This window comes from Micromonospora sp. HK10, assembly GCF_000982955.1.
In the GTDB taxonomy this organism is placed as follows: domain Bacteria; phylum Actinomycetota; class Actinomycetes; order Mycobacteriales; family Micromonosporaceae; genus Micromonospora.
The window spans coordinates 1-20,757 of record NZ_KQ058712.1 but is presented as its reverse complement, the minus strand read 5'-3'; the positions used below and the strand labels follow the sequence as shown (position 1 = coordinate 20,757).

The 20,757-nt window shown below is 72.5% G+C and carries 16 protein-coding genes; 8 read left to right on the top strand and 8 right to left on the bottom strand.

The genetic code is table 11. From position 1 onward, the window contains the following. The first annotated feature begins 142 nt into the window (after positions 1-142). From LQ51_RS06335 to LQ51_RS06315, 5 genes are all read left to right on the top strand, one after another. Complete coding sequence (locus LQ51_RS06335; protein WP_046563727.1) at positions 143-2,686, top strand: putative bifunctional diguanylate cyclase/phosphodiesterase; 2,544 nt, start codon at positions 143-145, stop codon at positions 2,684-2,686. A gap of 136 nt (positions 2,687-2,822) precedes the next feature. Continuing rightward, positions 2,823-4,115, top strand: coding sequence for a glycosyltransferase 87 family protein (locus LQ51_RS06330; RefSeq protein WP_369799826.1), 1,293 nt, complete (start codon positions 2,823-2,825; stop codon positions 4,113-4,115). 57 nt (positions 4,116-4,172) lie between these two features. Further along, positions 4,173-4,805, top strand: coding sequence for a phosphoribosyltransferase (locus LQ51_RS06325; protein ID WP_046563725.1), 633 nt, complete (start codon positions 4,173-4,175; stop codon positions 4,803-4,805). 23 nt (positions 4,806-4,828) lie between these two features. Continuing rightward, on the top strand, positions 4,829-5,194 hold the full coding sequence (locus LQ51_RS06320) for a TFIIB-type zinc ribbon-containing protein (protein ID WP_046563724.1): 366 nt from the start codon (positions 4,829-4,831) through the stop codon (positions 5,192-5,194). Positions 5,195-5,338: 144 nt separating this feature from the next. Then, positions 5,339-6,028, top strand: a complete 690-nt coding sequence (locus LQ51_RS06315; protein ID WP_046563739.1) for a maleylpyruvate isomerase N-terminal domain-containing protein — start codon at positions 5,339-5,341, stop codon at positions 6,026-6,028. A gap of 69 nt (positions 6,029-6,097) precedes the next feature. Here the strand turns inward: LQ51_RS06315 and LQ51_RS06310 are convergent, their stop codons facing one another. After that, a complete protein-coding gene (locus tag LQ51_RS06310) occupies positions 6,098-6,793 on the bottom strand; it encodes a hypothetical protein (RefSeq protein WP_156312990.1) in 696 nt (231 codons plus the stop codon). Between the two features lie 116 nt (positions 6,794-6,909). After that, the gene (gene dnaB / locus LQ51_RS06305) at positions 6,910-9,729 is read right to left on the bottom strand and encodes a replicative DNA helicase (RefSeq protein ID WP_046563722.1); all 2,820 of its coding nucleotides are present in this window, start codon (positions 9,727-9,729) and stop codon (positions 6,910-6,912) included. A gap of 392 nt (positions 9,730-10,121) precedes the next feature. Between dnaB and LQ51_RS06300 the strand changes: the two genes are divergently transcribed. Further along, positions 10,122-11,810, top strand: a complete 1,689-nt coding sequence (locus LQ51_RS06300; RefSeq protein ID WP_046563721.1) for a hypothetical protein — start codon at positions 10,122-10,124, stop codon at positions 11,808-11,810. 88 nt (positions 11,811-11,898) lie between these two features. On the opposite strand, the gene rplI is transcribed toward LQ51_RS06300, so the two are convergent. The 4 genes from rplI to rpsF all read right to left on the bottom strand — a co-directional run bounded on the left by rplI (position 11,899) and on the right by rpsF (position 13,543). Next, on the bottom strand, positions 11,899-12,345 hold the full coding sequence (gene rplI / locus LQ51_RS06295; protein WP_046563720.1) for a 50S ribosomal protein L9: 447 nt from the start codon (positions 12,343-12,345) through the stop codon (positions 11,899-11,901). A gap of 14 nt (positions 12,346-12,359) precedes the next feature. Next, positions 12,360-12,599 carry a 30S ribosomal protein S18 gene (rpsR, locus tag LQ51_RS06290; protein ID WP_007073789.1) on the bottom strand — a complete coding sequence of 80 codons (240 nt, stop codon included), beginning with the start codon at positions 12,597-12,599 and terminating at the stop codon, positions 12,360-12,362. Between the two features lie 41 nt (positions 12,600-12,640). Beyond that, positions 12,641-13,171 (bottom strand): single-stranded DNA-binding protein, encoded by a 531-nt coding sequence (locus LQ51_RS06285; RefSeq protein WP_172967885.1) that lies wholly within the window; start codon positions 13,169-13,171, stop codon positions 12,641-12,643. A gap of 81 nt (positions 13,172-13,252) precedes the next feature. Then, positions 13,253-13,543: a 30S ribosomal protein S6 gene (gene rpsF, locus LQ51_RS06280; RefSeq protein ID WP_046563719.1), complete on the bottom strand. Its 291-nt coding sequence runs from the start codon at positions 13,541-13,543 to the stop codon at positions 13,253-13,255. A 692-nt stretch (positions 13,544-14,235) separates the two neighbouring features. Here rpsF and LQ51_RS06270 point away from each other — a divergent pair. Then, on the top strand, positions 14,236-15,018 hold the full coding sequence (locus LQ51_RS06270; protein WP_046563717.1) for a deoxyribonuclease IV: 783 nt from the start codon (positions 14,236-14,238) through the stop codon (positions 15,016-15,018). Further along, positions 15,015-17,294, top strand: a complete 2,280-nt coding sequence (locus LQ51_RS06265) for a hypothetical protein (protein ID WP_082159297.1) — start codon at positions 15,015-15,017, stop codon at positions 17,292-17,294. Before LQ51_RS06270 ends, LQ51_RS06265 begins: the two co-directional genes overlap by 4 nt. Before the next feature lie 30 nt (positions 17,295-17,324). On the opposite strand, the gene LQ51_RS06260 is transcribed toward LQ51_RS06265, so the two are convergent. Together LQ51_RS06260 and LQ51_RS06255 are read right to left on the bottom strand one after the other, a co-directional pair. Beyond that, on the bottom strand, positions 17,325-18,851 hold the full coding sequence (locus tag LQ51_RS06260) for a glycosyltransferase family 87 protein (protein WP_046563716.1): 1,527 nt from the start codon (positions 18,849-18,851) through the stop codon (positions 17,325-17,327). A 118-nt stretch (positions 18,852-18,969) separates the two neighbouring features. Next, the coding region (locus LQ51_RS06255) for a transglycosylase domain-containing protein (protein WP_046563715.1) at positions 18,970-20,757 on the bottom strand (1,788 nt) is incomplete at its 5' end.

Genomic DNA, 20,757 nt, shown 5'->3' with positions numbered 1-20,757 from the left:
GAAGGGAGTCCAGCGATGCGCGGCACCGAGTGGCAGTGAAAACCGAGACTTCACCCAGTAAAACCCCGCGGAGTATGCTCCCGGCATCGGGGGCGCCGACGAGAGTCGATTCGGGTCTCAGCCGCCGAGCCAACGGAGCTGAATGAGTCACACCGACGGACGACGAGTTGCGGGGACCGATCGGCGCTTGGTGGCCGTCATCGGTCTCCTCGCACTCCTCGCCTCGGGGGTCGTCGCTTTCGCGGTCATCTCCCTGGTCCGGCACCCGCCCGGTTCGGTACGGGACGTCGGAACCTTCCTCACCCTGACCTTCATGATCGCGGTCGGGGCAATCGTCAAGACGTCCGTCCGGATCCGCTCGACAAGGCTCGCGATCGCGTGGGTGGAAACGGCCATCGTGATCGGGGTCGCGATCGCGCCCGGCTCGTGGGTCGTCATCAGCACCGGCGCCGCCGTCGCGGCGGTCTACGTGATATCCCGACTACCAGCGATCAAAACGGTTTTCAGTATCGCCAAGAACGTGCTGATCGCCGCGGCCGCCGTCGCCGTCGCCCAGGCCCTGAACTGGCCGGCAGCATCGATCGGCAACCTGGTCGGGATGCTCGGAGTCGTCTACCTCGTCGCCGCGTTGCTGGACGACGTGCTCGCGATCCCAGTGATCGCACTCGCCTCCGGCACGCCCGTCCTCCGGCAGTTCCGCACCGACCTGGACATGCGGATCGCCGGATTCGCCATCCGATTCGTGGTGGCCGCCTGCACCCTGCTCATTCTCCGGGCCGACCCTCGGTTGCTGCTCGCCGTGCCGCCGCTGGTGCTCAGCCTCCACCTGGTGTACTCGAGCCGGATCCGCACCCGCACCGAGCAGCAGGCCTGGCAGCGGCTCGCCCGCACCACCGACGCGCTCAACGTGGTCAACCTCGACCAGGTGCTCACCACCGCCGTCACCCAGGCCGCCGAGCTTTTCTCCGCCGACGAGGTCGAAATCGAGCTGCGCGACGGACGCCGCACGGTCCGCGGCAGTGCCGGCGCCATCGGGTACGACGGGGAGGCTCCCGAACCCAGCCGGGTGGACGGCACCGTGCTGCCGATCGCACTGGAGGGACACGACCGGGACGTCGACCTCGGCGTGCTCCGGCTCCGCTTCGCCGGCCGCGTGCAGCTCTCCGAGCGGGAGCAGTACACCCTGCGCACCTTCGCCTCCGCCCTCTGCACCGCGGTCCGCAACGCCCAGGCGTACGCCGAGCTGGCCCGGATCGCCGAGGAGCACGCGTACGCCGCGACCCACGACGCCCTGACCGGGCTCTCCAACCGGCGGCACCTGCTCGACGAGGGCACCGAGCAGCTCACCAACCGGCACGCCGACGGCGTCACCGCCCTGGTGCTGATCGACCTCAACCACTTCAAGGAGGTCAACGACACCCTCGGGCACGCCGCCGGCGACCGGGTGCTCACGCAGGTGGCCGACCGGCTGCGCGCCGCGGCCCGCCCCGACGACCTGGTGGCCCGGCTCGGCGGCGACGAGTTCGCCGTCCTGCTGCGCGGCCTGCCCGCCCCGGCGGTGGCCGCGCACCGGGCCGAGTCGCTGCTCGGCGCCCTGCACGAACCACTCGACCTGGACGGCATGCGGATCAGCGTGGAAGCCAGCGGCGGGATCGCCGTGGCACCCGCCAGCGGCGGCATGCCCGAACTGCTGCGCCGCGCCGACGTCGCGATGTACCAGGCCAAACGGGCCGGCCAGCGGATCTCCACGTACGCCCCGACCCGGGACACCGCCGACCTGGGCCGGCTCACCCTCGGCGGCGAGTTGCCCCGCGCGGTCGCCGACCACGAGTTCACCGTCACCTTCCAGCCGATCGTCGACCTCGGCACCGGCACGGCCATCGGCGCCGAGGCGCTGGCCCGCTGGCACCACCCGACGCACGGCATGATCGACCCGCTGCGCTTCCTCGAGGCGGTGGAACGCTCCGGGCTGCTGCCCGCGTTCGCCGAGGCCATCCTCGACCAGGCGCTGATCGCCGCCGGCACCTGGCGGGCCGCCGGGTTCGACCTGCCGGTCTCGGTGAACGTGTCGCCGCGCAGCCTGCTCGACCCCCGCTTCCCCGGCGCGGTCCTGGCCCGGCTGCGGGCGCACGACCTGCCGCCGGACCGGCTGGTGCTGGAACTGACCGAGACCCTGACCCTCAGCCAGCTCGACGTGGTCGACCAGGTGCTCAGCCGGCTCCGCGACTCCGGCGTCCGGCTCGCCCTCGACGACTTCGGCACCGGCTACTCGTCGCTCTCCCTGCTCTCCCGCATCCCGGTGCACGAGCTCAAGATCGACCGCAGCTTCGTCACCGCGATGGAGACCTCCACCGAGGCGGCCGCCGTGATCCGCTCCACCCTCGACCTCGGCCGCAGCCTCAACCTCACCGTGGTCGCCGAGGGCGTGGAGAGCGAACCGCAGCGACGGGCGCTCTGGGAGCTGGGCTGCGCCGCCGGCCAGGGCCACCTGTTCGCCCGGCCGCTGCCGGCCGGCGCGCTGCTCGCCGCCCTGCACCGCGGCGCCGGCGGGCGACCCGGCGCCCTGGCACCGCCGCTGCACGACGAGGGCGCGGTGATCCGCCTGCCCGGCCGCCGCACCGGCGCCCGCAACCGCACCACCGGCACGCCGGCCGCGGGCCGCACCGGCGAACCCGGCGGACGCTGACCCCCCAACCGGCACCGGCCCAGGTGCACGCTGACGCGCCAACCGGCACCGGATCCGGGCCCGCAACCACGGCCCGTCCCGGCCCGCCGAACGCGGCACGGCCGCCCGGGTGGCGTCTGCCAGACTTGCCGGCGTGATCGCCGACGCCGAGCCGACCGCCCCCGCCGCCCGCCGCTGGCGGGCCGTGGACAGCGCGGCCGGAGGGCTCGCCCTCGACCTCGGCCTCTACGCCGCCGCCGCGCTCTTCGCCGCGATCACCGCCGCCACCTCCACCCTCGCCCCGCACCGCGCCTGGGGGGTACCCGCCACGATCGGTTACCTGCTGGCGACCCTCCTGGTCACCGGCCAGCTTCTCGCCCGCCGGCGCCGGCCCGACGCGCCCCTGGCCGGGCTGCCCGCCCGCTGGGCGGTCACCGGGCTCACCTGGGCCGGCACCACGCTGCTGCCGATCGTGACGCAGAGCGTGCAGCGCGCGGCGGGCCGCACCGACCGGGCCCAGGAGGAGGTGCTCGTCGTCGAGCGGGCCGGCACCCGGCTCGCCGAGCACGGCACCCCCTACCTCGGGCACGACGCGATCGCCGCGCTGCCGCCCGGCGAGCAGCTCCTCGGCTACACCCCGTACCAGCCGGGGATGGCGCTGTTCGGGCTGCCCCGGGCCGCCACCGACGCCTGGTGGACCGACGCGCGGGTCTGGCTCGCCCTGGTCACCGCCGTGGTGCTGGCCGCCGCCGTGGCCACCCTGCGCGGCACGTCCGCCCCGACCGGACCCCACCGCGCCGCCGCCCTGCTGCGCGCCGTACAGGCGGTCACCGTGCTGCCGATCTGCGCGCTCACCCTGGCCACCGGCGGCGACGACCTGCCCGTACTCGCGCTCTGCGTGCTCGCCGTGGCCCTGGCCGCCGCCGGCCGGCCCGGACGCGCCGGCCTGGCGGTCGGGGTGGCCGGCACCCTCAAGCTCTTCGCCTGGCCGGTGGCGGTCGTTTTGGTCTGCTGGGCCGCGACCCGCCGGGCCGGCCGACGCACCGCCCTCGGCGCCCTCGGCCTGCCCGTGCTCGCCCTGCTCCCCGCCCTGTTCGTCGACCGCGACGCGCTGGTGGAGAACGTGCTGCGCTTCCCGCTCGGCCACGGCCTGGTGACCAGCCCCGCGCAGTCCCCGTTCCCCGGTCACCTGATCGCCACCACCCTGCCCGCCGGCCGGATCGTCGCCGCCGCGCTGCTGGTCGCGGTCGGGGCGGCCATCGCCCTCCGGCTGCTGCGCCGCCCGCCGCGCAGCGCCGCCGGCACCGCACTGATCTGCGGGTACGGGCTGCTCGCCGCGATCCTGTTGATGCCCTCGACCCGGTTCGGTTACCTGCTCTACCCGGTCGCCCTGCTCACCCTGGCCCCGGCGGTCACCCTCGCCGAACACCGCCACCACCCCACCGGCTGACCGGCATTCCGGGCAACTGCCCGGCGCATCCGGCCGGCGGGGCGTACACCTGAGGACATGACCAGCTACCGCGACCGGGCCGAGGCGGGCCGGATGCTCGCCGACCAGCTCACCGACCTCGCCGGACGGCCGGACGTCGTCGTCCTCGGACTCGTCCGCGGCGGCGTACCCGTCGCCCGAGTGATCGCCGACCGGATCGGCGCACCGCTGGACGTGCTGGTGGTCCGCAAACTCGGCGTGCCCTGGGCCCCCGAGGTGGCCTACGGGGCGCTCGGGCCGGGCGGCGTGCAGGTACGCAACGAGATGGTCGCCGACCGGATCGACCCCGCCGACCGCGCCCAGGTCCGCGAACGCGAACAGGTTGAACTGGACCGTCGGGAGCAGCGGTACCGGGCCGGGCGCCCCCCACTCGACCTGGCCGGACGCACCGCCGTCATCGTCGACGACGGGCTGGCCACCGGCGCCACCGCGCGGGCCGCCGTCCAGGTCGCCCGTCAACTGGGCGCCGTCCGGGTGGTGGTGGCCGTGCCGGTCGGCTCCGACCAGGCGTACGACATGCTCGCCGCCGAGGCCGACGAGGTGCTCTGCCTCCAGGTGCCGGCCGACTTCGCCGCCGTGGGCGCCTACTACGACGACTTCCACGAGGTCTCCGACGACGAGGTGACGCGGGCGCTCACCGCCACCGCATGACCGCAGCAGGTACCGTCGGTTCCATGCAGCTCACCTGCCCCAAATGTCACGGAGAAATGCGTCAGTACGAGCGCAGCGGAGTGGTGATCGACCAGTGCGGCGAGTGCCGCGGCATCTTCCTCGACCGCGGCGAGCTCGAGAAGCTGTTCGAGGCCGAGGCGAACTGGAACCGGCAGCACGCCGGGCCGCAGGCCGCCGGCTACACCCCGCCGCCGCCACCGCCCGCCGCCCCGCAGCAGCCCGGCTACGGCGCCGTGCCCCCGCCGCCGCCGCCACCGCCGCCCGGCCACGGCTACGCCCAGCCCGCGTACGGCCAGCAGCACTACGGCTACCACGGCCACTACAAGCGCAAGAAGCGGCACGGCTTCCTCGGCGAACTCTTCGACTGACGCACCGCCCCGGCCGGCCGGCCCCGTGTCGGCCGGCCCCGTGTCGGCCGGCCCCGTGTCGGCCGGCCCCGTGTCGGCCGGCCCCGTGTCGGCCGGCCGGCCGGCGCCGTGCCGGCGGACCCCGACCGTGGCAGTCTGCACCTCATGACTCCGAGCGGGCAGCACATCGCCCTGGCGCAGGCCTACGACGGCATCACCCGGGTGGTCGCCGATCTCGACGACGCCGACCTGCAACGACCGACCGGCTGCCGCGGGTGGCTCGTCGCCGACCTGCTCTTCCACGTGCTCTGTGACGCGCAGCGGGCGTTGGTCGCGCTGGCCAGCCCGGCGCCCGGCCCGGCCGACGTGGACCAGGTCAGCTACTGGCGGTCCTTCCCGCCCGGCGGTGACGCCGGCGGTGACCGGCACGCCTGGTGGGCCCGCCGCTCGGCCTCGGCGTTCGAACGCCCGAGCGGCGTGGTACGCCTCTGGTCCGACACCGCGCCCGCCGCCGTCCGCGCGGCCGGCGCCGCCGTGCACGACGGCGATCCCGACCGCTGCGTCACCACCCAGGGGCACGTCATCCGGGTCCCCGATCTGCTGGCCACCCTGACCACCGAGGCGGTGCTGCACCACCTCGACCTGATCGTCGACCTGCCGGACGCGCCCCGGCCGGGCGCCGTCGCCGTCGCGGTCACCCGCGCCACGCTGGACGGTCTACGCGCCGACGCGCCCCGGCCGGCCGGCTGGGACGAGGAGGACTACCTGCTCAAGGCCACCGGCCGACGGCCCCTCACCGACGACGACCGGCGCGAGCTGGGCCCGGCCGCGGAACGGTTCCCGCTGCTCGGCTAGTACGACGCCCGCCGTTTGCGATGCTGCTGCTCAGGTGGGGTGGCGGCGGAGGCGCGGCTGCCGTATTAGCTACCCGGTGGTACGCGTCCTTCTCGTAGCGTCGCCGGACTTCTCGGTGCCGGTCCCGGAGGCAAGGGCGAGGAACACGCCCCACGCGGCGACCAGTACCGCGACCAACGAGTTCCACCAGTTCGGTGCCAGCCAGGGGAAGGAGCCGACGAGGAATGCGGCTGCGGCAACGATGCCCACAACTCGCCCGATCAGCCCGGCACGCGTCGACCAGTTGAGCGCGATCGCGGCGACGGCGAACCCCAGGAACGCCAGGTGCAGGGCGCCGAACGTCGAGCTGACGACCAGGGCGACAACCTCGGCTGACGACTGAATCTCAAACACCGGGTAGACCAGCCGCCCCACCGCGAGCAGTACGACGAAAAGCGCGGCAAGGGCGATGGTGAGAGCGGTCCCGCCCACATTGATCCGCACCGACGGTCCGGCCTGGCGCGCGCCGAGGAGACCGCGAGCGCCGGCTCCCCAGCAGATGACCGCGAAGAACAGCAGCTCGTCGCTCCACAACAGTAACGAGTGACCGCGTTCGACCCACCCCGCCATCGCGACCGCCTCGGCAGGCGGGTCAGGGAGAAGCGACAGCAGCAGAAGGGCGACGGCGGTGAGGAGCGCCCCGACGATCATCAGCCAGCGGTGCACCCGCAGGTCGACCGCGGGCGTCGTGGGTCGTACCACCGGACCGGCTGTCGTACCCGTCATCCCGTGATCGTGCCGGGCGTTCGGCGCTCCTCGCAAATGACCAGGTCGAGCAGTGCTGATGTCGCGCGTCGGGAAGCTTCAGCCACGATCCTGAACGGCGGCCGCCATGCTCACAGTCAGACGATGGCCATGTCGACGAAGCGGGACAGGTGCAGCTGGGCGGCCACGGTCACCGTGTCGGTCGGGCCATTCCGATGCTTGGCGATTATGAAATCCGCCTCGCCGGCGCGCGGCGACTCCTTGTCGTAGTAGTCGTCGCGGTGCAGCAGGATGACAACGTCCGCATCTTGCTCAATTGACCCAGACTCGCGCAAATCGGACAGCTGCGGTCTCTTGTCCGTGCGCTGCTCGGGGCCACGGTTCAGCTGGCTGACCGCGATCACCGGGCATTCGACCTCCTTGGCCAGCAGCTTCAGGCCTCGGGACAGGTCCGCGACCTCCTGCTGCCGGCTCTCGGTGCGCTTCGGTGAGGTCATCAGCTGGAGGTAGTCGACCACGATCAGCTTGAGGTCGTGCTTCTGCTTGAGCCGCCGCGCCTTCGACCGGATCTCCATGAGGTTCATGCTCGGCGTGTCGTCGACGAAAAGCGGCGCCTCGCTGATCTCGCCCATGCACCGGGCCAGCTTGGTCCAGTCGTCGTCGGAGAGCTGGCCGCTGCGCAGCACGTGCAGCGGCACCCGAGCCTCGGCCGAGAGGAGTCGCATGACGATCTCGACCTTGCTCATTTCCAGCGAGAAGATCGCCGACGCGTGGTTGGCGCGGATCGCGGCGTTCCGCGCGAAGTCCATGCTCGCGGTGCTGTTGTGCGTCGGGATCATGGACCGACCGGCCAGGTAGAGGTGGTCGGGGTTGTCGACCGTCACGCACCGGACCGGGACGCTGGGCACCGGCCGGACGTCCACGATGAAGCGGGACGTCGTCCGGACATCTGACGAGGTCCGCCGCCGAGCCGCGTGCGCGCTGCGCTTCCGCGCCAGGCGGAAGACCGGGTCGGGCGTGGAGAAGTTCAGGGTGTAGGCGGTCGAGGACTCCTCCGTCCGGCCGCGGACCCGCTTCTCGTTGACCGTGCACCGGTAGCCGAGGCTGACCACCAGCTCGCGGACGTCCTCGATCAGCCGCTTCGAGGTAGACGTGTACTGGAGGTTGCCTGCCGGCGCCACCGTGCCGTCGGTGTCCATCAAACCGGCGAGCAGCGCCCGCCGTTGCGCCTGCGAGGCGCGAAGGTAGGCCTGCGGGATGTGCTTCCGGTGTGCCACGCCGGCTCGCCGGAGCAGCGCCAGGAACGAGCCGTTCCGGTCGTGGCAGACCGCGCAGCGGCGGGTCGCCGGGTTCTCTCGCAGCGCCCTGGTGGAGCAGCCGCAGTCGACGCAGGTGCGGTCCGGCGTCGCAGCGGCGGCCGGCAGCACGATGGTGAAGGCCATCGGTCCGCTGGGGCGCACCACGAAGCCGTCCTGCGCGACCAGATCGACCAGCTCGGTGTCCGCGGTGGTGAACCGGCTGGCTCCGGTGTGCCCGTCGCCGAGCCACACCCCGAGGGTGTACGGGGGAACGACGAGCTCCCGCGCCGGCAGCTGGAGCGGCGCGCAGTTCTCGACCGCGTGGTTCAGCCGGCGGTCGCCGGTCCCGGTGCGCAGCGTGGCGGCGATCTGCGCGGTGGTGACAACCCCGTCGTGGTGCGTCCGAGCACCGGCGTTGATCTGCCGTTCGGCCCGTTCACGCAGGCCGCTCAGCAGCGCGCCCGCCGGGTAGCCGGGGGCCGTCCAGTTCCGTACCTTGCCGGCCCGGGTGATCGGGCGGCTGACCCGGCCGTTGGCGCCCACCTGGCGGGCGACGGTGTGCAGCACGTTGCGGAACTCGGGCCCGACCTGTTCGAGGGTCTGTGCGAGCGTGACCAGGCGGTGCGGCTCGGTGCCGACGGTCGCCTCGGCCGTCCGGATCCGGGCGAGCGAGGCGTCCGACCAGTAGTGGCTCGGGCGCGCCGCCGGCTGTCGGCGGCTGGCCCGGGTCGTGGTCTTCCACAGGTGCTCGGCGTCGGCCACGATCACGGAGCCGTCGGAGAACTCCACCTCGTAGCACGGCCGGCCGTACAGCACGTCGAACACGTTGGTGACGGTGGTCGGCGTGCCGTCCGCCGCGAGCAGCTTGGCCCCGACGGTCACCGCACCCATCGTGGTCCAGCCCTCGGGAGTGGGCAGCGGAGTGTCGAGGGCGAGTGCCTTACCGAGACCCGGCCGGCCGGCCACGATGATGAGCTGGCCCGGGTGCAGGCCGTTGAGCAGCCGGTCGAGGTCGCTGAAGCCGGTCGGCACCCCGGTCATCACGCCGCCCTGCGCCCCCACCGCCTCGATCTCGTCGAGGGTCGGCTGGAGCATGTCGGCCAGGACGGCGAAGTCCTCGCTGACCCGCTTCTCGGTGACCTCGTAGACGGCCTGCTGGGCGAGGTCGACGACATCGTCGACGTCCCGGCTGCCGCCCTGGCCGGTGCCGTACCCGAGCTGGACGATGCGGGTGCCCGCCTCGACCAGCCGGCGCAGCACCGCCCGTTCGCCGACGATGCGCGCGTAGTAGGCGGCGTTCGCGGCGGTGGGCACGCTGGCGATCAGCGTGTGCAGGTAGGGCGCGCCGCCGATCCGGGCGAGGTCGCCGGAGTCGGCCAGGGCGGCCGCCACGGTGATCGGGTCGGCCGGCTCACCCCGGCCGTAGATGTCGAGGATCGCGTCGAAGATGGTGGCGTGCACCGGCCGGTAGAAGTCGTTGGACTTGAGGATCTCGACGACGTCGGCGATGGCGTCCTTGGAGAGCAGCATGCCGCCGAGGACGCACTGCTCGGCGGCGACGTCCTGGGGCGGGGTCTTCTCGAACTGCGCGTCGCGTTGGGCCGGCATCGGCGGTTGCCCGCCGGTCCCGTCCGCCCGCGTGTCGTCCGTGACCGACACGGGTCCCCCCTTGCTGCGTCGGATCGGTTCCAGCTGTACCGCCGGGGTGTGACAACTTCGACGACCCTCCGGTCGATCGGGGGCCACCGCCCGGACGGTCGGGGGACCACGATACGGAACCCGAGGTCAGACCCTCAACAATGCCGGTGGACGAGCCTCGGGACAACCTGTGGACGCCGGGCGCAGAAATGTGCGCAGCGTGTGCACAGGGTGTGGACAAGTAATGGGGAATTCCTCGCTACAGCGCTCTGACCAGCGGTTATGCAATCCCCACCCTGTGGACGGAAGATTTCGGGTGGAGCTTCGCGGCCGTTCGTCCCGTACTATCTCTGCGAACGGCTACACCTGGACAGCGGATTGCGATTTCGGTTGAGAAGGGTCACGCTCCGGCCGTGAGTTACCGGGACTGGGCAAGCGGGGAGGGCAGCCCGCGCGAGCGGCCGCCGGTCACCTCGTGGGACGACCCCGCCGAGCGGTTCCCGGCCACTTCCGACCGTCCCCGTTCGGCCCGCCGCGAGCTGGAGGCGTCACCCTACGAGTCCGGGCGGTACGGCACCCCGAGCCGCCGCCGGGCGATCGAACGCGGGCAGGACGAGCCGGTCGAGACGTACCTGCCCCGGTGGGCGTTGGAGTCGGGGATCCGCCGCGCGGACGGCGGGGGTCGGCACGCCGCCCCGGACGACGAGGACGAGGTCGAGCCGCCGTACCCGGAAAGCGGCTGGCGTGGCGGCGCGGAGAGCGGGTGGCGCGAGTTGCGGGCGATCGGTGCCGGGCCGGCCGTCGAGCACACCGCCGAGTGGACCTTCGACGCCCCGCAGGACCGGGGGTACGTGGGGAGCCGGCGCGCCGAGTCCATGGAGGACGAGCCGGTGTCGGGGCCGGCGCCGCTGAGCCGGCCGCGACGTGCCCCGACGCGGCGACCACAGGTGATCTGGTCCGGCGTGGAGGAGACCGGTTCCGCCCCCGGTGGGGAGGTCGAACGTTGGGCGGGCGGCCCCGGTGAGCGGCGGGCGGCGGATGCCTGGTCCCGCCCGGCGGCGGATGCCTGGTCGCGGCCGGCGGCGGATGCCCGGTCCCGTCCCGGGGCGGATGCCTGGTCGCGGCCGGCGGCGGATGCCCGGTCCCGTCCCGCGGCGGATGCCTGGTCGCGGCCGGCGGCCGAGCCGTGGGCCCGGGGCCGGGCGGCCGAACCGGAGCCGGTGCCGCCGGCGGTCGACCCGTGGGACGCGTCCGGGGTGCACGCCTGGCAGCGCCCGGATGCCGGGGAGCGGTGGGACCGGTCGGACGGCCCGGCCCACTGGGACCGGATGGAGCACACCGGTGAGTTGGGCCGGGTCACGGACACCGGCCAGTGGGACTCGCACCCCGACCCCGGCGGGCCGGACCGGTACGCGGGCGGCTGGGACCGGTACGCGGAGGCCGACCGGTGGGACCGGACGGTGCCGCCGGCGCCGGTCCGGGAGGGCTGGGCGTCGCCGGAGCGGGCCGAGAGCTTCTGGTCGGGGACGCGGCTGGCCGGGGACGATCCGCGGTGGGTGGAGACCCCGCCGTCGGCGCCGCGGTCGCCCATGGTGGGTTATCCGGACGCCCGGGCGGGCGCGGTGCCCCGGCGCCGCCCGATGCCGGCGGTGGACGCCGGGCGGGGTGGGGCGGCGGCGTTGCGCCGGCGCGTGGAGACGGTGGGCGGCGGGACGTGGGGTCGCCGGCTGGAGGACGACCTGCTCGATCCGGACCCGGGTGGGCCGTTGCGGTCGCTGGTCTACACCGCCGCGTGTTACCTGGTGCCGGCGGTGCTGCTGCTGGCCGGGTTGCTGTTCCTGGACGGCCAGCCGCCAGCGGGCTGCGTCACGGACATCACCGGTGGTGGCTGCGACTCGCCGCGTACGCACGCGCTGGCCTCGTTGATCGACGGCGCGCCGCGGTTCGGCTTGGCGCTGGTGAGCAGCCTGGTCGTGGCGGTGGTGTTGCGCCGGGTCGGCTCGGCCTGGCGGTCGGCGACGGTGGCGCTCGCGGCGGCGGTGGTCGGCGGGGGCCTGTCGACGGTGCTGATCAGTGCGGTGACCGGCCAGCCGATCGGCTGAGCGGTGGCGGGGCCGGGACTGGCCCCGGAGCAGACGAAAGGGCCCGCACCGGCAGTCCGGTGCGGGCCCTTTCGTGGTGCTGCGGGTGTCAGCCCTTGACGACGTTCAGGTCGAACTTGGCGGTCACCTCGGGGTGCAGCCTGATGCTGACCGGGTACGACCCGAGCGCCTTGATGTGTCCGGGCGTCTCCAGCCGGCGGCGGTCCAGGGTCGGACCGCCGGCCGACTTGACGGCGTCGACGATCTCGGCCGGGGTGACCGAGCCGAAGAGCCGTCCGCCGTCGCCGGCGCGGGCCTTCAGGTTCACCTTCAGACCCTCGATCTGGGCCTTGACCTCGTTGGCGTGGTCGAGGTCGCGGATCTCGCGGGCCGAGCGGGCCCGCTTGATGACCGTGACCTGCTTCTCCGCGCCCTTGGTCCAGGCGATCGCGAAGCCCTGCGGCAGCAGGTAGTTACGGCCGTAGCCGTCCTTGACCTCGACGATGTCGCCCGGGGCACCGAGGCCGGACACCTCCTGAGTCAGGATGATCTTCATGTCGGTGCCTCCTCTCAGCGGGCCGTAGCCGTGTACGGCAGGAGCGCCATCTCGCGGGCGTTCTTGACCGCTCGGGCGATCTGCCGCTGCTGCTGCGAGGTCACGCCGGTCACCCGCCGAGCGCGGATCTTGCCGCGGTCGGAGATGAACTTGCGCAGCAGCGCGGTGTCCTTGTAGTCGATGTAGGTGATCCCGTCCTTGTCGAGCGGGTTCACCTTCTTCTTCGGCTTGCGCAGTGCCGCAGCCTTGGCCATTGCTCTTGCTCCTGGTTTGCGATCGCGGGCGCTCGGCGCCATTAGAACGGGGGCTCCTCGTCGAAGTTTCCGCCGCCCGAACCACCGCGGGAGGGGGCCGGGGCAGCCGAGGCCCAGGGGTCGTCGAAGTTGCCTCCGCCGCCGCCCTGGCCACCACCACCGCCGAAGCCGCCGCCACCGCCGCCCGAGCGGGACATCTTCTGCACCTTCGCCGTGGCGTAGCGCAGAGACGGGCCGATCTCGTCGACCTCCAGCTCGATGACGGTGCGCTTCTCACCCTCGCGGGTCTCGTACGACCGCTGACGCAGCCGGCCGGACACGATCACCCGGGCGCCGCGCTGCAGCGACTCGGCGACGTTCTCGGCGGCCTGCCGCCAGACCGTGCACGAGAGGAAGAGCGGCTCGCCGTCCTTCCACTCGCCGGACGCCTTGTCCATGAAGCGGGGCGTCGAGGCGACCCGGAACTTGGCGACCGCCGCCCCGGAGGGGGTGAATCGCAACTCGGGGTCATCGGTCAGGTTGCCGATGACCGTGATGGTGGTGTCTCCTGCCATGACCATCTCCTCGCGCACTCATCGTTTCGCCCTCACAGGCTCTCAGAGCCCTCCGACAGCGTCGATGAGGCTTGATCCGGACGTGCCGGGTCTAGATGCTCAGCGCATCTCCGGGCGGATGACCTTGGTGCGCAGCACCGACTCGTTGAGTCGGAGCTGACGGTCCAGCTCAGCCACGGCCTCCGGCGACGCCTGGAGGTCGATGACGGCGTAGATGCCCTCGGCCTTCTTGTTGATCTCGTACGCGAGGCGCCGGCGGCCCCACACGTCGGTCTTCTCGACCGAGCCACCCGCGGTCCGGATCACGTTCAGGTACGTGTCGAGCGACGGGGCGACGGTGCGCTCCTCGAGGCTGGGGTCGAGGATCACCATGACTTCGTAGTGACGCAAGACGTGCTCACCTCCTGTGGGCTAAGCGGCCACGGTCCTTCCGTGGCAGGAGGTCGTGCGTCGTGGCCCGTGCCGGTGCGGGGGAACCCGTCCGGACGCGGACAACCGGACCAGGATACCCGGTCCGGACGATCATGGCCGGGCCGGTCGGGCGGACGGTCCCGGGCGCGGTGACCGGCGTCCGCCCCCGGACGCGGTGACAGGGGTCCACCCTCGGCACCGGGTGCCGGTGGTGGACCCCTGTCCACGGGGCCGCGGGGCGTCCCGTCCGCATTCCTTGGGTGGGACCTGGGGAGGAACGACCACACCGATGAGGTTGGATCGAGGACGCCCCGCGGAGCTTTATCGTGTTGTCACCTGGTCTGACCATACAACGGCTCTCGTCACCTCTTGGGGTAAATGGAGGAATTTGCCCCAGCACCCCTGGTCGCGGAATGCCCATATGCCGAGCGGGTCCCGCCCCGTCGTGCCGGGACCGCACGGCGGGGCGTCCCGTTGGCGGAGGTCTCCCCCTCGCCCGGACGCGCTGTGGACCGCGCCGGGCGGAGCGTCGACCATCGATCCCACCTCCACCAACGAGCGCGGGACCCGCTGGTGACGCTGCCGTTCCGCCACCGCCGCCCGGCCGACCCGTCGAGCCGGGGGCGGCACGGTCACCCCGCGTGTCACCAGTGCGACGTAGGCTGCCGTGCATGCGAATCGGAGCCCACGTCGATCCGACCGACCCGCTGGCCGAGGCGACCGCCCGGGACGCCGAAGCCGTCCAGTTCTTCCTCGCCGATCCCCAGGGATGGAAGGCCCCGAAGCCCCGGGAGGACGCCGAGCGGCTGCGCGGGGCCGACGTCGATCTCTACGTCCACGCGCCGTACGTCATCAACGTGGCCACCCTGAACAACCGGATCCGCATCCCCAGCCGCAAGCTGCTGATCGCCCACGCGAACGCCGCGGCCGCCGTCGGCGCCAAGGGCCTGATCGTGCACGGCGGCCACGTGAGCGCCGGTGACGACCTGGCCGTCGGCTTCGACAACTGGCGCAAGACCTTCGCGTACGCGGCGGACTCCGGCGGCTTCCCGCTCCCGGTCCTGATCGAGAACACCGCCGGCGGGGACAACGCCTGTGCCCGGCACCTCGACGCGCTGGCCCGGCTCTGGGACGCCCTCGGCGACTACGAGGTCGGCTTCTGCCTCGACACCTGCCACGCCTTCGCCGGCGGCGAGGAACTGCTGGGCGTGGTCGACCGGGTCAAGGCGATCACCGGCCGGATCGACCTGATCCACGCCAACAACTCCAAGGGCGCGTTCAACTCCGGCCAGGACCGGCACGACAACCTCACCGGCGGCGCCATCGACCCGGAGCTGGTGGTGGCGGTCATCCGGGCGGCCGGCGCGCCGGTCATCGTGGAGACCCCTGGCGGCGTCAAGGGACAGGCGGCGGACATCGCCTTCCTGCGCGGTCAGCTGGGTACGGTCGCATGACCACCGAGCAGTCCGACGCCACCGGCCCGGCGGGCGAGGTCGGACCGGGGCGCGGCGCCGCCGGCCCGAGGACCGCCGCCGGCGACGCCAGCACGGTAGAGACCGACGCCGGCACCGCCAAGGCCGGCGCCGCGACCGATGCCGACACCGCGAAGCCCGACGCCAGCGGTGCGGAGCCCGAGGTCGACACCGCGAAGCCCGACACCGATACCGCGAACGCCGACACCGGCAGCGCAAAGACCGACGCCGACACCGCGAAGCCGGACACCGGCACCGCGAACGCCGACGCCAGCAGCGCAAAGACCGGTGCCGGCACCGCGAAGCCCGACACCGGCACCGCAAACGCCGACAGCGCAAAGACCGACGCCGATACCGCGAACGCCGACGCCGGCAGCGCAAAGACCGACGCCGGCACCGCGAACGCCGACGCGGACACCGCGAAGGCGGCGGCCGGGACCAGCGCCGAGGGCGAGGACGGCGCGGGCGGCGAGACCGAGCCGGCGGACCCCTTCTCGGCCTTCGGTCCCGCGCCGGCCCCGGTGCTCACCCGTACCCGCCGGGTGGGCCGTGCGGTCGGCCGGTTCCTGATCCACGAGTGGACCCTCGCCACCGCCGGCGCCCTGCTGCTCGCCGTGCTGATGACCTGGCCCACCCTGCGCTACCCGGGTTACACCCTGCCGCAGGACTACTGGGACCCGAGCCTGCAGTCGTGGCAGATGGCGTGGTCGGGGCACATCCTGCTGACCGACCCGGGGCAGCTGTGGAACGCCAACACGTTCTTCCCCGACCGGTGGAGCTTCGCCTTCTCCGACACCCTGCTCGGGTACGCGCCGGCCGGCATGCTCGGGCACGGGCCCGAGGCCGCCGTGCTGCGCTACAACATCATGTTCGTGCTGGCGCACGCGCTCGCCACGCTCGGGGCGTACGCGCTGGCCCGCCAGCTGGGGTCGGGCCGGATCGGGGCCGCCGTGGCCGGGGCCGCCTACACGTACGCCCCGTGGCTGCTGGCCCAGGCCGGGCACCTGCACATCGTCTCCAACGGCGGGATCCCGCTGGCGCTGGCCATGCTCGCCCGCGGCCACGGCTGGTCCCTGCGGTACGGCTACCGCCCGGCCCGGCGCCGTCCCGGCTGGGCGTTCGCCGGGTGGCTGGTGGCGGCGTGGCAGCTCAGCCTCGGCTTCGGCATCGGTCTGCCGTTCGCGTACCTGCTGGCCGGCATCGTGCTGGTCGCCGCCGGGATCTGGTTCGCCCGGCGCTGGCTGGTCCGGCGCGTGAAGCGCCCGTTCGGCCGCCGGCTGTTCCTCGCCGACGTGCTCGGCGCGCTCCTCTTCGCCGCGGTGGGGGCGCTGCTGGCGATTCCGTACTTCAAGGTCGCCGAGTTGCACCCGAACGCGGCACGGACGCTCGGTGACGTCACCGCCTACTCGCCGCCGATGAGCGGGTTCTTCACCGCCCCGGCCGAGTCCCGGGTGTGGGGTTCGCTGCACGAGGGCGCGCGCAACGCCCTGCCGTGGCACCCGGAGATGACCCTGCTGCCGGGCTTCGTGCTCTACGCCCTGGCCGCCGGCGGGCTGTTCTTCTCCGTGTGGCGGGTCCGGCACCGGCTGTTCCTGCTCGCCGGAGTGCTGGTCACCATGATCCTGGCGATGGGCACCCGGTTCTTCCACGGCACCGTCACCTACGTCCCGCTCTTCGAGTACCTGCCCGGCTGGAACGGCCTGCGTACCCCCGGGCGGATGATGCTCTGGGCCACCCTGCTGCTCGGCCTGCTGGCCGCCGGCGCGGTGACGGCGTTCTGCGCCCGGGTACGCGAACTCGCCGCGGAGCGGGTCCCGCCGTGGCCCGGCCCGTGGCTGCGGCTGGCCACCCTGCTGCCGCTGCTGCTGGTGGTCGTGGAGGGCCTGAACGCCACCCCGCACCCGGTGGTGCCGCCGCAGCCGGTGGCGATGCGGACCCTCGACGGGCCGATGCTGGTGCTGCCCACCAGCCAGAACCTGGACCAGCCGGTGATGCTCTGGTCGACCAGCCGGTTCCAGGACGTGGTCAACGGCGGCAGCGGCTTCACCCCGGAGAGCCAGGCCAAGGTCCGCGACGTCAGCGTCGGCTTCCCCGACCTGCGTAGCATCGACTACCTGCGCCAGCTCGGGGTGAAGAACGTGGTGGTGCTCCGCGACCGGCTCGGCGGCACGCCCTGGGAGGGGATGCTGGACCGGCCCTCCGACGGGTTGGGAGTGACCCGCGAGGAGGTGGGTGACGCGGTGGTGTTCCGGCTGTAGTGGTCCTTGCGGTGAGTCCTGCCGTCCGGGTCAGGCGGGGAGAGGTTCGGTGGGGTGCGGGTCGGGCCGTTGGCGTAGCCGGCGCAGCCACGAGGCGTCCTCGGCGCCGTCGAGGACGCCGCCGTCCGGGTCGTCGGCGTACGTGCCGCGCACCGCGTCCCGCTCGGGGCGGAGGATGTCCCGGATCACGAAGCCGCAGAGCACCACGACGGTGATCAGTCGGAAGCTGGCGGCGAGCACGAAGACGCCCTCGGGGAACACCGGACGGCTGGTGGCCGTGCCGAGCAACTCCCCGTAGAACGCCACGAAGTAGCCCACCTCGGCCAGCTGCCAGGCCAGGAAGGCGCCCCACCGGGGCCGGGCCAGCACCGCGAGCGGGAGCAGCCAGAGCACGAACTGCTGGGACCAGACCTTGCTGAAGATCAGGAAGGCGGCGACCACCAGGAAGGCGAGCTGGCCGAGGCGGGGCCGGCGCGGGGCGAACAGCGCCAGCGCGGCCACTCCGAGGCAGGCCAGTCCGAAGAGGAGGTACGACACCCAGTTCAGGGTGGGGATGTGCGCGTTCAGCCACTCGAAGGGCCCGAGGTCACCGGGGCTGGACGGGTTGATCCGGCCGTCCAGGTAGCGGCCGATGTACCAGAGGGTGCCCCAGTCGATCGGCCGGGTGCTGTTCAGCTCGAAGAACCGGCCCCAGTTGTCCCGGTAGGGGATCGCCACCGGCAGGTTCACCGCCACCACCGTCACCGCGGCGGAGAGGACGGCGAGCACGGCGGCCCGGATCCGGCCGGCGCGGACCGCGAGCACCACGATCGGCCCGAGCAGGAACAGCGGCCAGAGCTTCGCGGCGCCACCGAGCCCGAGCAGCACCCCGGAGAGCGCGGCCAGCACGATGCCGCCCGGGCCGGATCTGGTCCGCGCCCAGGCCAGCAGCCCGAACGCGGCCAGCCCGACGGCCAGCAGGTCCCAGTTGACGGTGGCGGTGAGCAGCAGTGCCGGGGCGAGCGCGAAGAGCGCGGCGTCCCAGGGCCGACGGCGGCGCAGGGCGAGGATCACCGCCACTGTCGTCACCGCCAGCCCGCCGAGCACCAGCGCGGTGATGTTGTAGAACCACTGCCCCTGGTTGATGGACGGGTCGTCGACGCCGAGCGCGTGCACCGGCAGCCCGATCGCCCCCATGAAGTAGCCGGTCAGCACCGGGTACTCGACGGGGTGGTCGGCGTAGGGCACCTTGCCCTCGTTGAGCCCTTCGGCGTAGTAGAGCGCCAGCACGTCGGTGTAGCACATCCGCGTGTACTGGCTGTTGTTCTGCCAGGCGCCGTCCTGGCAGGGCGACTTCTGCACCCAGTGCAGGGCGAGGGTGAGGCACACCAGCGCCAGCACGATCCGGGCGGCGGTCCAGAACCGCCGGTCGCGACCGGCCGGCCGGTCCAGGGCGACCGCGTGGTCGCCGAGCGGGCCGCCGATCAGCTCGGAGGCGCCGCGGACGAACCCGTCCGAGCGGGACGGGTGGTCGGTGGTCCCGGGGTCGTCGTAGCCGGCCGTCGACTGGGTGCTCATGAAGACGCATCCTGCCGTACGTCGGGCCTCCACGTCCCGTCCCGAGCGCTAATTTCCGGTACCCGGGAACGCCGACGGCGGCCGGGCCGGGGCCCGACCGCCGTCGATGGCGCTGTCGTCAGTAGGTTTGCCGTGGTGCGGTGCTCGGTAGTAGTCCGCCGCCACCACCGCCACCACCGCCGCCGCCACCTGGTCGGCCGGGGAAGTCCGGCAGGTTGGGATCGCCACCACCACCAGGGGTGCCGCCACCACCGGGGTTACCGCCGCCAGGGTTGCCGCCACCGTTGGGCCCGCCGGGGCAGAACAGGCCGAGCGGGTCACAGTTGGGCTGCTCGGGCGGCGGGGCCTCGCCGTTGCCGGTGTCGTCCTTGCCGACGTGCGCGGCGGGCGGGAAGTCCACCTTGTCCTTGCCCTTCAGCGCGTCGCTCATGAAGCGCTGGAAGACGGCGCCCGGGATGCTCGAGCCGCTGATGTTCTTGCCGTTCTTGTCCTTGATCGCCTTGCGATTGCCCTTGTTGCCGACCCAGACCGCGGTGGCGAGCTGCGGCGTGTAGCCGACCATCCAGGCGTCACCGTTGGCCAAGGGCTGCTTCGGGTCGCCGAGTTCCCAGGTACCGGTCTTCTCGGCGGCCTTGCGGCCGTTGTCGAGCCGGCGGTTGACGGCGGCCGGGTATTCCTCCAGCACCGAGGTGACGTCCGCGACGACATCCTTCTTGATGCGCTGCTGGCCCTTCAGCTTGGGGGACCCCACCAGGTCCCACTTGCCGGTCACCGGGTTCTGCTTCTCCACCTTCCGGACGAAGTGCGCCTTGAAGTAGACGCCCTGGTTGGCGAAGGTGGCGACGCCATTGGCGTGGTCCAGCACGGTGATCGGGTACTGGCCGTAGCCGAGCACGTGGTAGAAGGGCGCGGGGGCCAGCTTCTTCGGGTCGCTCTTGGTGAGGTCGTAGCTCTTCACCGGGTTGTCGCTCCACATCATGCTGACACCGGCCCTCTTGGCCACGTCGAGCACCTTGTCCGGGCCGATCTGCTCGGTGATGTAGTAGAACGGCACGTTGAGTGACTTCAGGGTCGACTGCTCAAGGGTGCAGGAGTTGCCGCAACTGGCGTCGTGGCCGGCGTTGCTGATCGGGTTCTCGAAGCCCTCTGGCTTGAACGACTTGCCCTTCCAGCGCGACTTGATGGAGATGTCGTTCTCCAGCGCCGCGGCCAGTGTGTAGATCTTGAAACTCGAGCCCGGCGGATGGCCGCCGCTGATGACGCCGTTCTGGTCGTAGTTCTTGCCGGCGAAGTCCGTACCGGTGCCGTTGTCACCGCCGTAGTAGGCGCGCACCTCGCCGTTGCTGGGATCGATGGACACCAGGGCCGCCATCAGGGTCTTGGGCTGGTCGGAGAGTTCGGAGCCCTTGGTGGCCGGACGGACCGCCGCGAGGGCCTTCTCCTGCAGGCTCCGGTCGATGGTGGTGGTGATCCGGTAGCCACCCTTGCTGAGCGCCTGCCGGCATTCCGGCATCTCCGCGGTGACGGCGGCCTCGTTGTCGGTGCAGAGCTTCATGTCGCGCATCTCCTGGGCGACATAGTTGATCACGTTGCCGTACGGCGTGTTGACGCCGAAGGCGGCGTTGCCCTTCGGGTTGTACTTCTTGAGGGTCTTGGTCGGGTACTCGGTGGGGTGCTTCGGCTTGCCGGGCGCGTCGAGCCAGCCCTCGGTGATCATGCCCTGCACGACGTAGTTCCACCGCTCCAGCGCGGCCTGCTGGTTGATCGCCGGGTCGTAGCCCTTGTGCGTGGCGCTCGGCTCGGGCTGCTTGATCAGCGCAGCGAGCACCGCAGCCTCCGCCACGCTGAGCTGCTTGGTGGACTTGCCGAAGTAGGTCTGCGCCGCCGCCTCGATGCCGTACGCGCC

Excerpts from the sequence above, each read along its gene's own strand:
- LQ51_RS06335 (WP_046563727.1), top strand. The coding sequence starts at position 143 with ATGAGTCACACCGACGGACGACGAGTTGCGGGGACCGATCGGCGCTTG.
- LQ51_RS06325 (WP_046563725.1), top strand. The coding sequence starts at position 4,173 with ATGACCAGCTACCGCGACCGGGCCGAGGCGGGCCGGATGCTCGCCGAC.
- LQ51_RS06320 (WP_046563724.1), top strand. The coding sequence starts at position 4,829 with ATGCAGCTCACCTGCCCCAAATGTCACGGAGAAATGCGTCAGTACGAG.
- LQ51_RS06315 (WP_046563739.1), top strand. The coding sequence starts at position 5,339 with ATGACTCCGAGCGGGCAGCACATCGCCCTGGCGCAGGCCTACGACGGC.
- LQ51_RS06310 (WP_156312990.1), bottom strand. The coding sequence starts at position 6,793 with ATGACGGGTACGACAGCCGGTCCGGTGGTACGACCCACGACGCCCGCG.
- rplI (WP_046563720.1), bottom strand. The coding sequence starts at position 12,345 with ATGAAGATCATCCTGACTCAGGAGGTGTCCGGCCTCGGTGCCCCGGGC.
- rpsR (WP_007073789.1), bottom strand. The coding sequence starts at position 12,599 with ATGGCCAAGGCTGCGGCACTGCGCAAGCCGAAGAAGAAGGTGAACCCG.
- LQ51_RS06270 (WP_046563717.1), top strand. The coding sequence starts at position 14,236 with ATGCGAATCGGAGCCCACGTCGATCCGACCGACCCGCTGGCCGAGGCG.
- LQ51_RS06265 (WP_082159297.1), top strand. The coding sequence starts at position 15,015 with ATGACCACCGAGCAGTCCGACGCCACCGGCCCGGCGGGCGAGGTCGGA.
- LQ51_RS06260 (WP_046563716.1), bottom strand. The coding sequence starts at position 18,851 with ATGAGCACCCAGTCGACGGCCGGCTACGACGACCCCGGGACCACCGAC.